Here is a 16,089-nt window from a genome sequence, read left to right as displayed (position 1 = left end):
CGAGGGATTTGCGGGCTGGCGACTTTGTCGCGCCCCGAATGACGAGAGAGATTGTTTTAACCACCGGATAATGCAGACTTTTCGGAACGCTTCCGGGCTTCCGCCGTTATCTCCCGGTTTATCAATTTCGCTTCAATCCCGATGCGAACCGTCCCCGAAACCCGTACGTTTCAGCTAGAATGAGCCGTCGTTTGGCCCAGGTGAGGCGCGACGTCGCGCCGCAGACCAGGAGAGTTCGCCATGAGCTTCCGCCGCGATTTCATCAGCAAACCGATTTTTTCCTGGGCACGCGGCGTGTTGCCGGCGATGTCCGACACCGAGCGCGAGGCGCTTGAAGCGGGCGACGTCTGGTGGGACGCCGATCTCTTCACCGGCAATCCCGACTGGTCGAAATTGCTGGCCGTTGCCCCGGCGACGCTGACTGAAGAGGAGAAGGCCTTTCTGAACGGCCCCGTCGACGAGCTCTGCGCCATGCTCGACGAGTGGAAGATCAATTGGGAATGGCGCGATCTGCCGCCGGAAGCCTGGGCCTTCATCAAGCGCCACAAGTTCTTCGGCATGATCATCCCCAAGGAATTCGGCGGCCTCGGCTTCTCGCCCTATGCGCATTCGGAAGTGGTGCGCAAACTTTCCTCACGCTCGCTGACGGCCGCCGTCACCGTGATGGTGCCGAACTCGCTCGGGCCGGGCGAACTGCTGATGCGCTTCGGTACCAAAGAGCAGCAGGAAAGATGGCTGCCGCGGCTCGCCGCAGGCACTGACATTCCCTGCTTTGGCCTGACCAGCCCGGAAGCGGGCTCCGATGCGTCCTCGATGGTCGACACCGGCATCATCTGCAAGGGCAATTTCGAAGGCCGCGAGGTGCTCGGCTTAAGGCTGAACTGGCACAAGCGTTACATCACGCTGGGCCCGGTCGCGACGCTGCTCGGTCTCGCCTTCAAGGCCTATGACCCCGATCACCTCGCGGGTCAGCAGGAAGATCTCGGCATTACCGTTGCCCTGATCCCGACCGATCTGCCCGGCGTCGAAATCGGCCGCAGGCATCTGCCGGCGATGCAGGTGTTCCAGAACGGCCCGAACTGGGGCCGCGACGTGTTCATACCGATGGACTACATCATCGGCGGGCAAGAGCGGCTCGGGCAGGGCTGGAAGATGCTGATGACGGCGCTCGCCGCCGGCCGCGGTATCTCGCTGCCTTCACTCTCCGCTGCGGGCGCAGCCTATGCCGCGCGCACCACTGGCGCCTATGCCCGCATCCGCGAGCAGTTCGGCATCGCCATCGGCAAGTTCGAAGGCATCGAGGAGCCGCTCGCCCGCATCGCCGGCACCGCCTATCTGCTCGACGCCGCGCGGCGGCTGACCTGCGCCGCGCTCAACCAGGGGCATCATCCCGCCGTCATCTCCGGCATCATGAAGCTGCACGCCACCGAGCGGATGCGGATCGCGATCGACGACGCCATGGACATCCATGGCGGCAAGGCCGTGATCGACGGGCCTCAAAATTATCTCGGCAATCTCTATCGCTCGGTGCCGGTCGGCATCACGGTCGAGGGCGCCAACATCCTGACGCGCAATCTCATCGTGTTCGGCCAAGGCGCTATTCGCGCTCATCCATTCCTGCTTGAGGAAATGAATGCGCTGGGTGAAGCCGACCGCGCCAAGGGGCTCGACGCCTTCGACAAGGCATTCTGGAATCACGTCGGCCACAGCTTCAAAACCATGTTCCGCGCCTGGGGCCGAAGCTGGAGCGGCGGCCTGTTTGCACCAGCGCCCGATGCGGGCGAGGCGACGCAGTTCTACCGCCAGCTCTCGCGCTATTCTTCCGCGTTTGCCTTGTGCGCGGATATGGCCCTGCTGACGCTGGGCGGGGCGCTCAAGCGCAAGGAAATGCTCTCGGCCCGGTTCGGCGACATCCTGTCCGAATTGTATCTGTTGTCGGCGGCGCTCAAACGCTGGCAGGACGAGGGACGACAAAGGGAAGATTTCGCGGCGCTTGAATGGTGCATGGCAAGTGGTTTCCGCACCATCGAAAACCGCTTTGCCGAAATCCTCGCCAACCTGCCGAACCGGTTCGTGGCGGTGATACTGAAATTCCTGATCCAGCCGTTCGGCGCAAAGGTGACCGGCCCGTCGGACCGCGTCGTGCACCAATGCGCGCAGCTCGTGCTGGAGCCGTCGGCGGCGCGCGACCGGTTGACATCGGATCTTTCCGCGGTCGACGATGATGGCGGCGTGGCGCGGCTGGAGAAGGCGTTCCTTCTGGTCACGGCGGCAGAAGATGCTTCCAAACAAATGCGCGCGGCGCGCCTGCATGACTGGAAAGAGGCGGTCAAGAAAGGCGTCATTACGCAGGCCGATGGCGAGAAGCTTCAGGCTGCGCACGAAGCCGTTGCGAAGGTGATCGAGGTCGACGATTTCGCAGCCGAAGCGTTGTCGCCGATTTACAGGAAGGCTGCCGACGTGCATCAGTTCTTCCAGGAACTGGGTGAACAGAGGGCGGCAAGCTGATGGCAAAACCGGTCTTTATCGTCGACGGCAGCCGGACGCCGTTCCTGAAAGCGCGCTCCGGTCCCGGGCCGTTCACGCCGGTTGATCTCGCCGTGCAATGCGGCCGGCCGCTGCTGGCGCGGCAGCCGTTTGCGCCCTCAGCTTTCGATCAGGTCATCCTCGGCTGTGTCAACGTCATCGCCGACGAAATGAACCCGGCCCGCGTCGCCGCGCTGCGGCTCGGCATGGGCGAGAAGATGGTCGCCTTCACTGTGCAGATCAACTGCGGCTCCGGCATGCAGTCGATCGACACGGCCTACCGCTACATCCGCGAAGGTGTTTCGGACCTCATCCTGGCGGGCGGCGCGGAAGCGTTGAGCCACGCGCCGCTGGTCTGGCCGCAACAGGGCGTGCGCTGGTTCGCGGGCCTTGCGGGAGCGAAAGGCATCGGCGCGAAAATCATGGCCGCGCTCAAGGTGAAGCCCAGCTATTTGAAGCCGATTATCGGGCTGGAGCGCGGGCTCACCGATCCCATCACCGAACTCAACATGGGCCAGACCGCCGAGGTGGTAGGCCATCTCTTCGGCGTCACCCGCGCCCAGTCGGATGCCTATGCCGCCGAAAGCCACAAGCGGCTGGCGAAAGCGCAGTCGGAAGGCTGGCTGAAGGGCGAGGTCGAAACCGCGTTCGCGCGCGATGGCAAATTCTACGATCATGACGATGGCGTGCGGCCGGACTCGACGCCGGAGAGCCTGGCGAAACTGAAGCCGGTATTCGAGCGCCCGTGGGGCAAGGTCACGGCGGGGAATTCCTCGCAGATCACCGATGGCGCGTCCTGGGTGATCCTCGCTTCCGAGGAGGCGGTGGCGAAGCACGGCCTGACGCCGAAGGCGGCCATTCTCGACAGCCAGTGGTCGGCGCTCGATCCCGGCATCATGGGTCTCGGCCCGGTGCTGTCGGCCACCGAGCTGCTGAAACGCAACGAGCTGACGCTCGGAGATATCGAAACTTGGGAATTGAACGAGGCGTTTGCGACGCAGGTGCTGGGCTGTCTCGCCGCCTGGAACGATGAAACATTCTGCAAGGAAATTCTTGGCCTCGACGGCGCGGCGGGCGAACTCGACCAAACCAGGCTGAACGTCGATGGCGGGGCGATCAGCCTCGGCCACCCCGTGGGCTGCAGCGGCAACCGTATCGTGCTGCACCTCGTCAACGCCATGAAGCGATTGGGCACGCGGCGCGGCATCGCCACCGAATGTATCGGCGGCGGGCAGGGCGGTGCGATGCTGATAGAGATGGTGTGAGCATGGATAGCCAGATCATGGACGTTCTCGGCGATCGCGTGCTCGAACTCGGGCCTACGCCCGACGCCGCTGGCCCCTACAAAAATTTCAGGCTGACGCGTGATGCCGACGGCGTCGCCTGGCTGTTGTTCGACCGCGAAGGCACCAGCGCCAATACGCTTTCAGCCGATCTGATCGAGGAACTCGACAAGGTGCTGGCGGAGCTGGAAGGACAGCGCCCTACCGGCCTCGTCATCCGTTCTGCCAAAAAGTCCGGCTTCATTGCCGGTGCCGACGTCAATGCGTTTCGTGGGGCGACCGATTCGAACGCGGTCGAGACCGAGATCGGCCGCGCGCATGCGGTGATCGACCGGCTCGAGGCCCTGCGGGTTCCGAGCGTGGCCGTGATTCACGGCTTCTGCCTCGGCGGCGGCCTCGAAGTGGCGCTCGCCTGCCAGATGCGGATTGCGATCGAGGATGCGCGGTTCGGCTTTCCCGAGGTGATGCTCGGCCTGCATCCCGGTCTCGGCGGCACGGTGCGCTTCACGCAGCTGGTCAATCCGATGCAGTCGATGTCGATGATGCTGACCGGCAAGACCATCGATGCACGGAAGGCAAAGTCGCTCGGGCTGGTCGACGCCGTGACGCAGGAGCGGCATGTTCGCAATGCCGTGAAGGACGCCGTGTCCGGACGGCTGCAGCGCGCGCGGCCCGGGCTGCTCAACAATGTTCTCAGCCTCGGTCCCGTCAGGGGATTCCTCGCCGGGCGGATGCGCAGCGAGGCCGCCAAGGCCGCGCCGCAAGCGCATTATCCCGCGCCCTACGCGCTGATCGATCTCTGGGAAAAGCACGGCGGCGACAAGCGGGCGATGCTCAGCGCGGAAAAGGCGTCTTTCGCCAGGCTGATGGTGACGCCGACCGCGCAAAATCTAATCCGCGTCTTCTTCCTGCGCGAGCAGATGAAGAAGCTCGCAGGCAGCGGCAACAAGATCGAGCGCGTTCACGTTATCGGCGCCGGTGCGATGGGCGGCGACATCGCCGCCTGGTGCGCCGGTCAGGGCGTGCAGGTCACGCTCGCGGATATGAAGCCGGAGCCGATCGCGGGCGCGATCAAGCGCGCCGCCGAGCTCTACGGCAAGATTTTGCGTAAGCGCCCCGCCGTGCGCGATGCGTTGGATCGGTTGATGCCGGACATGCAGGCCGAGGGCGTCCGCAATGCCGATCTCATCATCGAGGCGGTGCCGGAAAAACTGGAGCTGAAGCAAAAAGTCTACGCCGGCCTCGAGCCGAAAATGAAGCCCGGCTCGATCCTTGCCACCAATACCTCGAGTATTCCGCTGCAGGATCTGCGCACCACGCTATCGAGGCCCGAGCGGCTGCTTGGGCTGCACTTCTTCAATCCGGTATCGCGGTTGCAACTCGTCGAGGTCGTCAGCCATGACGGCACCGATGCGCAATTACTCAAAGAGGCGCTGGCCTTCGTCGGCGCCATCGACCGGCTGCCGCTCCCCGTAAAATCCTCGCCCGGCTTCCTCGTCAACCGCGCGCTGACGCCGTACATGCTGGAGGCGATGGTGATGCTGGACGAGAAAATCGACAAATCGGTCATCGACGCTGCCGCGAAGAAGTTCGGCATGCCGATGGGACCCATTGAACTGGCCGACCAGGTCGGGCTCGATATCTGCCTCGATGTCGGCGACATGCTGCGCTCGAAGTTCGGCGACATGCTGCCGCCGACGCCGGCCTGGCTGCGAGAAAAGGTCGCCAAGGGCGAACTCGGCCGTAAGACTGGCAAGGGCTTTTACACCTGGAAGGACGGCAAGGCCGACACCGGCGGCATGTCCGCGATCTCGGAACCATCGGCGGAAATGGTCGACCGGCTGATCCTGCCGATGTCGAATGTCTGCGTCGCCTGTTTGCGCGAGGGCATCGTCGACAATGCCGACGTGGTGGACGGCGCCGTCATCTTCGGCACCGGCTACGCGCCGTTCCGCGGCGGTCCTCTGAACTATGCGCGAACCCGCGGCGTGGAGAACGTGGTCGCGACGCTGGACACTCTGACCGGCAAATTCGGCGGCCGGTTTACGCCGGATGCCGGCTGGGAGACCTTCAAGTAGCAAACAAGGCTGGACGTCGGTCAGAGCCCGTCTTGGACGTTCCTGGCCGATGGTGTGTGGCATCGCCGGATCGTGGCGCAATCTGATGGATTGTGTTAGGTAAACACGATCACAGGTCGTATCCCCAAAGTGTGGAGACGCCATGCAGACCGTTCCGCTTTTCAAGGATGCGACGCTTCGTGAAATCAGGACCATGCGTTTTTGGATCGGCGCCAATATTGCCGTCATCCTGTTCTGCGCATTCTGGCTCGCCTATTACTTCACCCTTGCCGCGTTGAGCTGGCCGTATTTGATGGCGGCATTGTTGGCCGGTTACTTCCTGGCCGACTTTTCGTCCGGCGCGGTGCATTGGGCGATGGATACCTGGTTCGACGAGCGGACCATGGGGCGCGCGATCGCGATCACCCGCGAGCATCATACCCATCCTGACCATGTCTATGGTTTCCTGGAGAATGCATCGTTCGGCTCCGCGCCGAGCGCGGTGGCGTTCGGCGTTGCCGCTGTCGTCACCGCATTGTGTCCGGTCTCGGCTGTGACCTGGACGCTGATGCTTCTGTGGTTGATCAGTGCGATCTGCCTGCTGTTCGGCATGCATTTTCATAATCTCGCGCACAAGCCCGCCCGCTCGTCGATCATGCGGCTGGCGCAGCGGCTTCATCTGGTGTGCCCGCCGGCGCACCATTGGGTTCATCACCACAATCAGGCGGTCCATTATTGCGTGGTGAATGGATGGGCGAATTATGTGTGCGACGGGCTCCATGTCTGGCGCGGCCTGGAGCGCGTGATCGGGCCCGTCACCGGAATCGTGCCGCGTGCCGACGACGGCGCGTGGCAGCGGCGTTACCGGGAAACCGGCGTGCTGGCGGGCCCGGGGCGGCAAGTGCGGCGACACTTAACTTCAGGCCCGGGTCGTCTATGATCCGCGATCTCTGTACGCAGCATCCGGGATGGATATGACCGAAACCCATGTGCACACACCGGTCTCAACCGAGACTGAGCCGCGCGGCGATCTTTGCATCCGCACGCTGGCGATGCCGGCCGACACCAACGCCAATGGCGACATCTTCGGCGGCTGGCTGCTCAGCCAGATGGATATTGGCGGCGGGGTGTTCGCGTCCAAGATCGCCAAGTCGCGCACGGTGACGGTCGCGATTGAAGCGATGAATTTCCGCAAATCCGTCTATGTCGGGGATCTCGTCTCCGTCTACGCCAATCTGGTGCGGGTCGGTCGCACCTCGATCACGGTCCATCTCGAAGCATGGGTCGTGCGGCGCAAGGAGTTGCAGTCGATCCTGGTGACCGACGGCAACTTCACCTACGTTTCGATCGACGACAACGGCCGTCCGCAGCCGGTCACCCCGGACGGCGTGATCACGACCTGAAGCTTACGGGCAGGGACGCTCGTAGCCATCACGGCCGATGAAGGTGCCACGACGCGGATTGTAGCTCGGCGAACGCATGCAGCGCGGCGTATCGTCGTAATAGCGGGGCGGCGGGGGGGCGTATTGCGCCTGGACACCGCAGTAACGTGGCGAAACGGCCTGCCAGCCGCCGGGCGTTTCGACGTAGCAACCGCCCTGATACCAGCGATAGCCGCCGTCCCGAGGTTCGCCCTGGGCACCGATCGCGGCGCCGGTGCCTGCGCCGACAATGGCGCCGACCGCCGCACCCCGGCCACCGCCGAGCGCGCCGCCGACGATGGCGCCCGCGGCGCCGCCGAACAGCGCGCCCCCGAGCGTGCTTTCCTGCGCCGCCGCCTCCTGGAGCGGTGCGCAAGCCGCTAGGGCAACCAGCATCGAGAGCGCGAATTTCGGCATCATGTCAGTTCTCCGGCCATTTGAACGATTCGCTCGCTATTCCGTGACCAGCTTTGACATAATTCCGGGTTCTGACGCAACGGGAGCAAGGAACAATTTGCCGTGCAACCCGTTGTAAGCCCGGAAGAAATCACAGGCTGGGCCATGTCGGACACCTATATCATCGAAGTCGGCTCGCAACCGGCAGGAATTATCGTACGCACTCCCGGCGGCTATCGCTTCTTTGCCGCCTCGCATCGCTTCAATCGGCTGGAAGGGCAGATATTCCGCAACGCACGCGAGGCCGAGCGCGCCGCGCGGCAGCTCGCCAGCGGGATGACGCTGGCGGCCTGACCGCCAGCGCCGGTCGCCCGGGGGTCAGAGCTTGGTGGCCGCCCGGGACAGCAGCTTCCAGTCGTTACCCTGCTTCTGCCAGTTCATCAGGATGTGCAGATTCTGCGGCGTCTTCTTGCCGTCGGTGAACTCCTGCTCGCCGACGAAGGTGAAGCGCACGATGGCGGCTGGGCCGACGACGCGGACCGTGGGATCCTTGTAGTCGAGCGATGTCCATTTGTAGTTGGCCTTGGCGGTGCCGTCGAGAAGCGATGCCTTGGTGTCGACCTTGGCATTGGAGTGGCTGTAGCTCAGGTCGTCGGCGCAGAGCGAGGCAAGCCCTTCGGCATTGCCGGCGGCCTGCGCCACACGGAAGGCTTCGACGTTTTTCGCAACCGCATCTTCGTCCGCACCGGCGAAGGCCGGAACCACAGTCAATAGCCCGAGCGCGAGTGCGGGCAGCGCCAGTTGACGTCGATCGATGTCCATCGTTTCCTCCATTTTTGTTTGTGGGGCAGTCTTGCAGCCACAAATTGTTTTGTCGAGCGCCGCAGCAGGTGCGGCTCACCTGGCTTCCGGCGCGGTCGCCTTAACCAGAATAATTGTTTCGGCCGGCCAACGGCCCTGCGGCCGATCTCCCACGTTGACCGCGGCCCCAATCAGCCGCACCATAACGGCAACTTTGTGCCCAGGCCTATATCTCAAGGGTGCCAGCCGTGGCCGGACTGTCCCACCGTCAGACTGAAATCCTCAACATCGCCCGCGCCTTTGGCCGGGTGATGGTGGAAGACCTTGCCAAGCGTTTCGAGGTATCGGCGCAGACCATCCGCAAGGACCTCAACGACCTCTGCGACCAGCGCTCGCTGACCCGCATCCACGGCGGCGCCATCATTGCTTCCGGCGTCGAGAACCTCGCCTATGAGGCGCGGCGCTTCGTGGCGGCGGAGGAGAAGCGGGCGATCGGCATCGCCGCCGCGTCGCGGATTCCGAACGGCTGCTCGCTGTTCATCAACATCGGCACCACGACGGAAGAAGTCGCCAGCGCCCTGACCTCGCATGAAGACCTGCTCGTCATCACCAACAACCTCAACGTCGCGATGCTGCTGTACCGCCATCCGCGCATCGAGGTGATCGTGGCAGGCGGCGCGGTGCGCCGCGCCGACGGCGCGGTGATCGGCTCGACCGCAATCAGCCTGATCGGCCAGTTCAAGGTCGACTACGCCATCATCGGCGCATCCGCGATCGATGAGGAGGGCGCGCTCTTGGACTTCGACTATCGCGAAGTGCAGGCGGCGCAGGCGATCATCGCCAATGCGCGCAGCGTCATGCTGGTCGCGGACGCGACAAAACTCCGGCGCAGCGCGCCGGTGCGCATCGCCCATCTCAGCCAGATCCAGACCTTTGTGACGGATGCGCCGCTGCCGGCAGGCCTTGCCAGCATCTGCCACCATCGCGGCATCGAGGTAGTCGAGGCGATGGACAAGCCGCCGGCGGATATCGACGAGCCGGTCGGCGAGCCGGCTTCCACTGTCACGCGCCTGCGCTGATACCTACATACTGTTTCCCCGATCTTTTAAGAGCCGACCCATGACCGATCTGGCTGCCGGCGGACGCAGCGCTACCGCCTATGTCCGCGGCGCCCTCTATGGCCTCGCGGCGGTCAGCATATGGTCGGGATGGATCGTGGTGGCCCGCCTCGGTCTCAAGAGCAGTCTCACGCCGTGGGACATTGCCGCGCTTCGCTTTGGTGTGGCCGGCTTGCTGCTGTTGCCTTACGTCGGGAGCAGAGGTCTTGCGCTCGATCGCCTCGGCTGGATCGGAGTGGCGGCGATCGTGCTCGGCGGCGGTGCACCCGTCCTGTTCGCGAACGCCGGCCTGATGTTCGCCCCGGCCGCGCACGCGGGAGCGTTGTTTCCCGGCGTCATGCCGCTGATGGTCGCGCTTCTTGCGGCAGCCTTCCTGCGCGAACCGTTTACGGCCGCGAAAAAGATCGGCTTCGTGCTGATCCTCTTCGGCGCCTTCGGAATCGCCTGGGGTGCCGGCGGCGATGCGATCGAGTCCAGGCAGAGCATCGGGCATCTGCTGTTTCTCGGCTCTGCCCTTGCCTGGGCCTTCTATACGGTCGCGATGCGCCGTGCGCGGCTTGGTGGGCTGCATGCTGCGGCCATCGCGGCAGTCGGCGCCCTTGTTCTCTACATGCCGGTTTATGTGATGGTGGCGGGTACGAGTCTCGCCTTGGCTCCCTGGAGCGATATCGCTCTGCAAGCCTTCGTGCAGGGAATTCTGACGGCGATCGTTTCACTTATCTTCTACGGACGCGCGGTCAGCATCCTCGGCGCCTCCAGCGGTGCCGCGTTCGCCGCATTGTCTCCGGCGATGACGGCTGTCATGGCGATTCCAATTCTTGGCGAGTGGCCGACCACGATGGATTGGATTGCCATCGCCGCGATTTCCGTCGGCGTCTACGTCGTGAGCGGCGGTCCGCTGCCACGAGGACGGCCCTGATCCCGTCATCCCTCGGATTCAACCCGCTTGGTCCACAGGCTACCTCGCTTTCGACTTGCTTTCGTTTTTCTTTGTGATTAACTCCAATCCGAAAGCAAAATCGCCGAAATGAAGGGCGATCGCCGGGGAAGCGTTTCGTTGGACAGGGTATTCGATCTCGCCATCATCGGAGGCGGCATCAACGGCTGCGGCATCGCGCGCGATGCGGCGGGTCGGGGGAATTCCGTTTTCCTGTGTGAAATGAATGACTTGGCGAGCGGAACGTCGTCCTGGTCGACCAAGCTGGTGCATGGCGGGCTACGCTATCTCGAATATTACGAGTTCCGGCTGGTCCGGGAGGCGCTGATCGAGCGCGAAATCCTGTGGCAGATCGCGCCCCACATCATCAGGCCGCTGCGTTTCGTTTTGCCGCATCACGCAGGCCTGCGCCCGGCCTGGCTGCTCCGGCTGGGGCTGTTCCTCTACGACCATATCGGCGGCCGCCATCTGCTGCCGCCGACGCGCTCGGTCGATCTCGTCCACGACGAGGTCGGAAAACCTCTGATCGCCAACCGCTACAAGCGCGGTTTCGAATATTCCGACTGCTTCGTCGATGACGCGCGCCTGGTCGTGCTGACCGCACGCGACGCCGCCGATCGCGGCGCCGAAATCCGCACCCGCTCGCGCGCGGTCGAGATCCGGCAGGTCGAAGGCATCTGGCAGGTCACCGTCGAGAATACGATCAGTGGAGAGCGCACCACCATCCAGGCGCGCGCGCTGGTCAATGCCGGCGGCCCGTGGGTCGAGCAGGTGCTTTCGTCGGGCTCCGGCGTCAACGCGCGGGCAAAAGTGCGGCTGGTGCAGGGTTCCCACATCGTGGTGCGCAAGCTCTATGAGCACGACCGCGCCTACATGTTCCAGAACGCCGACGGCCGCATCATCTTCGTCATTCCCTATCAGGACGATTTCACCCTGATTGGCACCACCGATCGCGATTACGACGGCGATCCGGCCAAGGTGAAAGCAAGCCCCGAAGAGATCCAATATCTCTGTGCCTCAGTCAGCGAATACCTGAAAAAGCCCGTACTGCCGGCGGATGTCGTCTGGACCTATTCCGGCGTGCGCCCGCTCTATGACGACGGTGCCAGCGAAGCCAAGGCTGCGACGCGCGATTACGTGTTCGAACTCGATACGCCCGGTGGCGCGCCGTTGCTGTCGATCTATGGCGGCAAGATCACGACCTATCGGCGGCTCGCCGAGGAAGCGCTGGAGCGGCTCTCGCCATACCTGCGCAGCGCCAAGGCCAAGGAAGGCTGGACCGGCAAGTCGCCGCTGCCCGGCGGCGACATGGATGTTTCGGCGATCGCCGCGCTTACGGCGGAATTGACGCGGGAATATCCGTTCCTCAAGCCGGCGCATGCCAACCGGCTCGCGCATGCCTATGGCACGCGTGCGAAAAAACTGCTCGGCACCGCGAAGTCCTCTGCCGATCTCGGCCAATCGTTCGGCGCCACCTTGACGGAGAGCGAAGTCAGGTACCTGATGTCGAACGAATGGGCCTGCACCGCCGATGATGTGGTGTGGCGAAGGTCCAAGCTCGGCTTGCGGCTGTCGCCGGATGAAATTGCCGCGCTCGATGAGTGGATCAAAGCCCACCGCGCGCCCGGCGAACGTCCCTTGCGCGAAGCGGGAGGGCGACCGTGAGCGTCACGCTCGATCACGTCACGCGATCTGTGGACGGCATCCCGACCATTCGCGATGTCTCGCTGAAGCTTGAGCGCGGCACGCTGAGCGTGCTGCTCGGGCCGACGCTGTCGGGTAAGACCTCGATCATGCGCCTGCTTGCCGGTCTCGACAAACCTGCGACCGGCCGCGTGCTGGTCGATGGCAAGGACGTCACCGGCGTTGACGTGCGGCAGCGCTCGGTCGCGATGGTTTATCAGCAATTCATCAATTACCCCTCGCTGACGGTCTATGAAAACATCGCCTCGCCATTGCGGGTGCAGGGCAGGCCGCGCGAGGAGATCGACCGGCGCGTCCAGGAAGCCGCCAAACTGCTGCGGCTTGAGCCCTATCTGAAGCGCACCCCGCTGCAGCTTTCCGGCGGCCAGCAGCAGCGCACCGCGATTGCGCGCGCGCTGGTCAAGGGCGCCGATCTGGTTTTGCTGGACGAGCCGCTCGCCAACCTCGACTACAAGCTTCGCGAGGAGCTGCGCACCGAACTGCCGCGCATCTTCGAGGCATCGGGCGCAATCTTCGTCTATGCGACGACCGAGCCCTCGGAGGCGCTGCTGCTCGGCGGCAACACCGTCTGCATGTGGGAAGGCCAGGTTCTGCAGGCCGGTGACACCTCAAAAGTCTATCGCCAGCCCGATACGCTGCGGGTGGCGCAGGTGTTCTCCGATCCGCCGCTCAACATCGTCGGCATCGAGAAGAAGAACGGTTCTGTGCAATATGTCGGCGGCATCCAGGCGCCGGCCACTGGCCTCTACGCATCGCTCGCCGACGGACCCTATCGTGTCGGCTTCCGCGCCCATCAGCTCGAAGTCGCCAACGGCATCGTCGGGCGGCACGCGTTCCACGCCACCGTGACGGTGACCGAGATCACCGGTTCGGAAAGTTTCGTGCATCTCAACCGCGACGCCTCCAATTGGGTCGCGGTGCTGCAGGGCGTGCATGAATACGAGCCAGGCCACGTGCTCGATGCCGTGCTCGATCCCGACAATGTCTTCGTGTTCGACGCCGCCGACCGTCTGGTCGCCGCGCCGGGCCCCACCTGAGGGAGATGCGACATGGCCCGCATTGACCTCGTCGATCTCGCGCACTCCTACGGCGGCAATGACGCGCCGGAGGAATCATTTGCGCTGAAGCCGGTGACCATGACCTGGCGGCAGGGCGGCGCCTATGCGCTGCTCGGCCCGTCCGGCTGCGGCAAGACCACGCTGCTCAACCTGATTTCCGGCATTGTCGCGCCCTCGCGCGGAAAAATCCTGTTCGACGGCGCCGACATCACACCGCTGTCAACCCAGAAGCGCAACATTGCGCAGGTGTTCCAGTTTCCGGTGATCTACGACACCATGACGGTCGGTCAGAACCTTGCGTTCCCCTTGAAGAACCGCGGCGTGCCCAAGGCCGAGATCGACGCGCGGGTAAGGCACATCGCCGACCTGCTCGACCTCACGTTCTATCTCGACCGCAAGGCGACGCGCCTGACGGCGGACGCCAAGCAGAAGATTTCGCTTGGTCGCGGCCTCGTCCGTTCCGACGTCGCCGCGGTGCTGTTCGACGAGCCGCTGACGGTGATCGACCCCGAGCTGAAATGGCAGTTGCGCTCAAAACTCAAGGCGCTGCACCGCGAGCTCGATCTCACGATGATCTACGTCACCCATGACCAGACCGAGGCGCTGACCTTCGCCGACACGGTCGTCGTCATGCATGACGGCCGCGTGGTGCAGAGCGGCACGCCGGCCGAATTGTTCGACAAGCCCGCGCATACTTTCGTCGGCTATTTCATCGGCTCGCCCGGCATGAACATCGTGCCGGCTGAGGTGAGCGGGCATGAGGCGCGCATCGACGGTCACGTCATTGGCCTGCACCGCAATTACGGCGTGCTGCCGTCGGGCGCTAGAATCGAGATCGGCGTGCGGCCGGAATTCGTCACTGTCGCGGCTCCCGCGTCCGGCCTGCTGTCCGCCACGATCGAGCGCATCGACGATCTTGGCCGCGTCCGCTTCGCGCGCGTTCGCATTGGCGACGCAAAATTCGCCGCCCGCGTGCCGTCAGGGTTTTCCGTACCCGACAACTCGGTCGGGCTCGTGTTCGATCCCGCCCATGTTCACGTTTATGCCGATAGCCATCTGGTCGAGGGGGTTGCCTGATGGACAAGACCATCAACCAGAAAGCCTGGTTCCTGGTGCTGCCGGTGTTCCTGGTGGTCGCGTTCTCCGCGATCCTGCCGCTGATGACGGTCGTGAACTATTCGATGCAGGACACGTTCGGCAACAACCAGTTCTTCTGGAACGGCGTCGGCTGGTTCAAGGAATTGCTCGATCCATCGACCGATCTCGGCGGGCGGTTCCTGGCATCGCTCGGCCGCAACCTGCTGTTCTCCGCCATCATCCTGGCGATCGAGGTGCCGCTCGGCATCGTGGTGGCGCTGTCGATGCCGCGCGAGGGCTGGACCGTTGCCGTATGCCTCGTGATTCTGGCGCTGCCGCTGCTCATCCCGTGGAACGTGGTCGGAACGATCTGGCAGATTTTCGGTCGGCCCGACATCGGCCTGCTCGGCTATACGCTCAACGGTCTCGGGATCGACTACAACTACGTTTCCAACGAGTTCGACGCCTGGGCCACCGTCATCGTGATGGACGTCTGGCACTGGACCAGCCTCGTGGCGCTGCTGTGCTACGCCGGGCTGAAGTCGATTCCCGACGCCTATTATCAGGCGGCGCAGATCGACGGCGCCTCGCGCTGGGCGGTGTTCAAGGCGATCCAGTTGCCGAAGATGAACCGCGTGCTCCTGATCGCGGTGCTGCTGCGCTTCATGGATAGTTTCATGATCTACACCGAGCCGTTCGTGGTGACCGGCGGCGGTCCTGGCAATTCGACCACCTTCGTTTCGATCGAACTGGTCAAGATCGCGCTCGGGCAGTTCGATCTCGGCAAGGCCGCGGCACTTTCGCTGGTCTACAACTTGATCATCCTGATCGTGTGCTGGATCTTCTACACCGTCATGACCAATGCCGGGACCGAGCGTCCCGAAAAAAAGGGAGCCGCGTGATGAACACGATTCCCGGCCGCCGCATCATCATGGTGGTGTTCCTGATCTTCCTGTTGTTGCCGATCTACTGGCTCGTCAACATGAGCTTCAAGAACAATACCGAGATCGTCACCACCATGACGCTGTGGCCGCACCAGCCGACGCTGGAAAATTACAAGCGCATCTTCACCGACGAGAGCTGGTATTCCGGCTACATCAATTCGCTGACCTACGTACTGATCAACACCGTGATCTCGATTTCGGTGGCGTTGCCGGCCGCCTACGCGTTTTCGCGCTACCGCTTCCTCGGCGACAAGCATCTGTTCTTCTGGCTGCTGTCGAACCGCATGGCGCCGGCGGCGGTCTATGCGCTGCCGTTCTTCAATCTCTATTCGGCGATCAATTTGTTCGATACGCCATGGGCGGTCGCGCTCGCGCATTGCATCTTCAATGTGCCGCTGGCGGTCTGGATTCTCGAAGGTTTCGTCTCGGGCGTTCCGCGCGAGATCGACGAAACCGCGTTCCTCGACGGCTATTCTTTCCCGCGATTCTTCATTAAGATCCTGGTGCCCCTGATCGCGAGCGGCATCGGCGTCGCTGCATTCTTCTGCTTCATGTTCTCGTGGGTCGAATTGCTGCTGGCGCGCACGCTGACATCGGTCAACGCCAAGCCGATCTCGGCGATCATGACCCGCACGGTCTCCGCCTCTGGCATGGATTGGGGGCTGCTGGCGGCTGCCGGCGTGCTCACCATCATCCCCGGCGCCCTGGTGATCTGGTTCGTCCGCAACTATATCGCGCGCGGCTTTGCGCTCGGTCGGGTGTAGGGG

The 16,089-nt window shown here is 63.6% G+C and carries 15 protein-coding genes; 13 read left to right on the top strand and 2 right to left on the bottom strand.

Annotated elements, in window-relative coordinates:
• Positions 1-240: 240 nt before the first annotated feature.
• The 5 genes from ACPPVP_RS35955 (at position 241) to ACPPVP_RS35935 (ending at position 7,269) form a co-directional block, all read left to right on the top strand.
• The gene (locus ACPPVP_RS35955; RefSeq protein ID WP_426528288.1) at positions 241-2,508 is read left to right on the top strand and encodes an acyl-CoA dehydrogenase; all 2,268 of its coding nucleotides are present in this window, start codon (positions 241-243) and stop codon (positions 2,506-2,508) included.
• The gene (locus tag ACPPVP_RS35950) at positions 2,508-3,791 is read left to right on the top strand and encodes an acetyl-CoA C-acetyltransferase (RefSeq protein WP_426528287.1); all 1,284 of its coding nucleotides are present in this window, start codon (positions 2,508-2,510) and stop codon (positions 3,789-3,791) included. Before ACPPVP_RS35955 ends, ACPPVP_RS35950 begins: the two co-directional genes overlap by 1 nt.
• A 2-nt stretch (positions 3,792-3,793) precedes the next feature.
• Positions 3,794-5,887, top strand: a complete 2,094-nt coding sequence (locus ACPPVP_RS35945) for a 3-hydroxyacyl-CoA dehydrogenase NAD-binding domain-containing protein (RefSeq protein ID WP_426528286.1) — start codon at positions 3,794-3,796, stop codon at positions 5,885-5,887.
• Between the two features lie 142 nt (positions 5,888-6,029).
• Entirely contained in the window at positions 6,030-6,806 is a 777-nt protein-coding gene (locus ACPPVP_RS35940; RefSeq protein ID WP_426528285.1) for a fatty acid desaturase CarF family protein, read from the top strand.
• A 34-nt stretch (positions 6,807-6,840) separates the two neighbouring features.
• A complete protein-coding gene (locus ACPPVP_RS35935) occupies positions 6,841-7,269 on the top strand; it encodes an acyl-CoA thioesterase (protein ID WP_426538231.1) in 429 nt (142 codons plus the stop codon).
• A 3-nt stretch (positions 7,270-7,272) separates the two neighbouring features.
• Here the strand turns inward: ACPPVP_RS35935 and ACPPVP_RS35930 are convergent, their stop codons facing one another.
• Positions 7,273-7,707 carry a glycine zipper domain-containing protein gene (locus tag ACPPVP_RS35930; RefSeq protein ID WP_426528284.1) on the bottom strand — a complete coding sequence of 145 codons (435 nt, stop codon included), beginning with the start codon at positions 7,705-7,707 and terminating at the stop codon, positions 7,273-7,275.
• A 141-nt stretch (positions 7,708-7,848) separates the two neighbouring features.
• On the opposite strand from ACPPVP_RS35930, the gene ACPPVP_RS35925 reads away from it, so the two are divergent.
• Positions 7,849-8,037, top strand: a complete 189-nt coding sequence (locus ACPPVP_RS35925) for a hypothetical protein (protein WP_426538229.1) — start codon at positions 7,849-7,851, stop codon at positions 8,035-8,037.
• A gap of 24 nt (positions 8,038-8,061) precedes the next feature.
• On the opposite strand, the gene ACPPVP_RS35920 is transcribed toward ACPPVP_RS35925, so the two are convergent.
• Positions 8,062-8,505 (bottom strand): nuclear transport factor 2 family protein, encoded by a 444-nt coding sequence (locus ACPPVP_RS35920; protein ID WP_426528283.1) that lies wholly within the window; start codon positions 8,503-8,505, stop codon positions 8,062-8,064.
• 227 nt (positions 8,506-8,732) lie between these two features.
• On the opposite strand from ACPPVP_RS35920, the gene ACPPVP_RS35915 reads away from it, so the two are divergent.
• The 7 genes from ACPPVP_RS35915 (at position 8,733) to ACPPVP_RS35885 (ending at position 16,086) form a co-directional block, all read left to right on the top strand.
• Positions 8,733-9,563 carry a DeoR/GlpR family DNA-binding transcription regulator gene (locus tag ACPPVP_RS35915; protein ID WP_426528282.1) on the top strand — a complete coding sequence of 277 codons (831 nt, stop codon included), beginning with the start codon at positions 8,733-8,735 and terminating at the stop codon, positions 9,561-9,563.
• A gap of 40 nt (positions 9,564-9,603) precedes the next feature.
• Positions 9,604-10,521, top strand: coding sequence for a DMT family transporter (locus ACPPVP_RS35910; protein ID WP_426528281.1), 918 nt, complete (start codon positions 9,604-9,606; stop codon positions 10,519-10,521).
• Positions 10,522-10,659: 138 nt separating this feature from the next.
• On the top strand, positions 10,660-12,204 hold the full coding sequence (gene glpD / locus ACPPVP_RS35905; RefSeq protein ID WP_426528280.1) for a glycerol-3-phosphate dehydrogenase: 1,545 nt from the start codon (positions 10,660-10,662) through the stop codon (positions 12,202-12,204).
• Positions 12,201-13,280, top strand: coding sequence for an ABC transporter ATP-binding protein (locus tag ACPPVP_RS35900; RefSeq protein WP_426528279.1), 1,080 nt, complete (start codon positions 12,201-12,203; stop codon positions 13,278-13,280). Before glpD ends, ACPPVP_RS35900 begins: the two co-directional genes overlap by 4 nt.
• A gap of 12 nt (positions 13,281-13,292) precedes the next feature.
• Positions 13,293-14,378: an ABC transporter ATP-binding protein gene (locus tag ACPPVP_RS35895; RefSeq protein ID WP_426528278.1), complete on the top strand. Its 1,086-nt coding sequence runs from the start codon at positions 13,293-13,295 to the stop codon at positions 14,376-14,378.
• Positions 14,378-15,280: a carbohydrate ABC transporter permease gene (locus ACPPVP_RS35890; protein WP_426528277.1), complete on the top strand. Its 903-nt coding sequence runs from the start codon at positions 14,378-14,380 to the stop codon at positions 15,278-15,280. The genes ACPPVP_RS35895 and ACPPVP_RS35890 overlap by 1 nt, the downstream gene beginning before the upstream one ends.
• Positions 15,280-16,086, top strand: coding sequence for a carbohydrate ABC transporter permease (locus ACPPVP_RS35885; protein WP_426528276.1), 807 nt, complete (start codon positions 15,280-15,282; stop codon positions 16,084-16,086). The genes ACPPVP_RS35890 and ACPPVP_RS35885 overlap by 1 nt, the downstream gene beginning before the upstream one ends.
• Positions 16,087-16,089 lie beyond the last annotated feature (3 nt).

This window comes from Bradyrhizobium sp. McL0615 (assembly GCF_049993905.1).
GTDB lineage: Bacteria > Pseudomonadota > Alphaproteobacteria > Rhizobiales > Xanthobacteraceae > Bradyrhizobium.
This window is presented reverse-complemented; position numbering and strand designations above follow the sequence as displayed.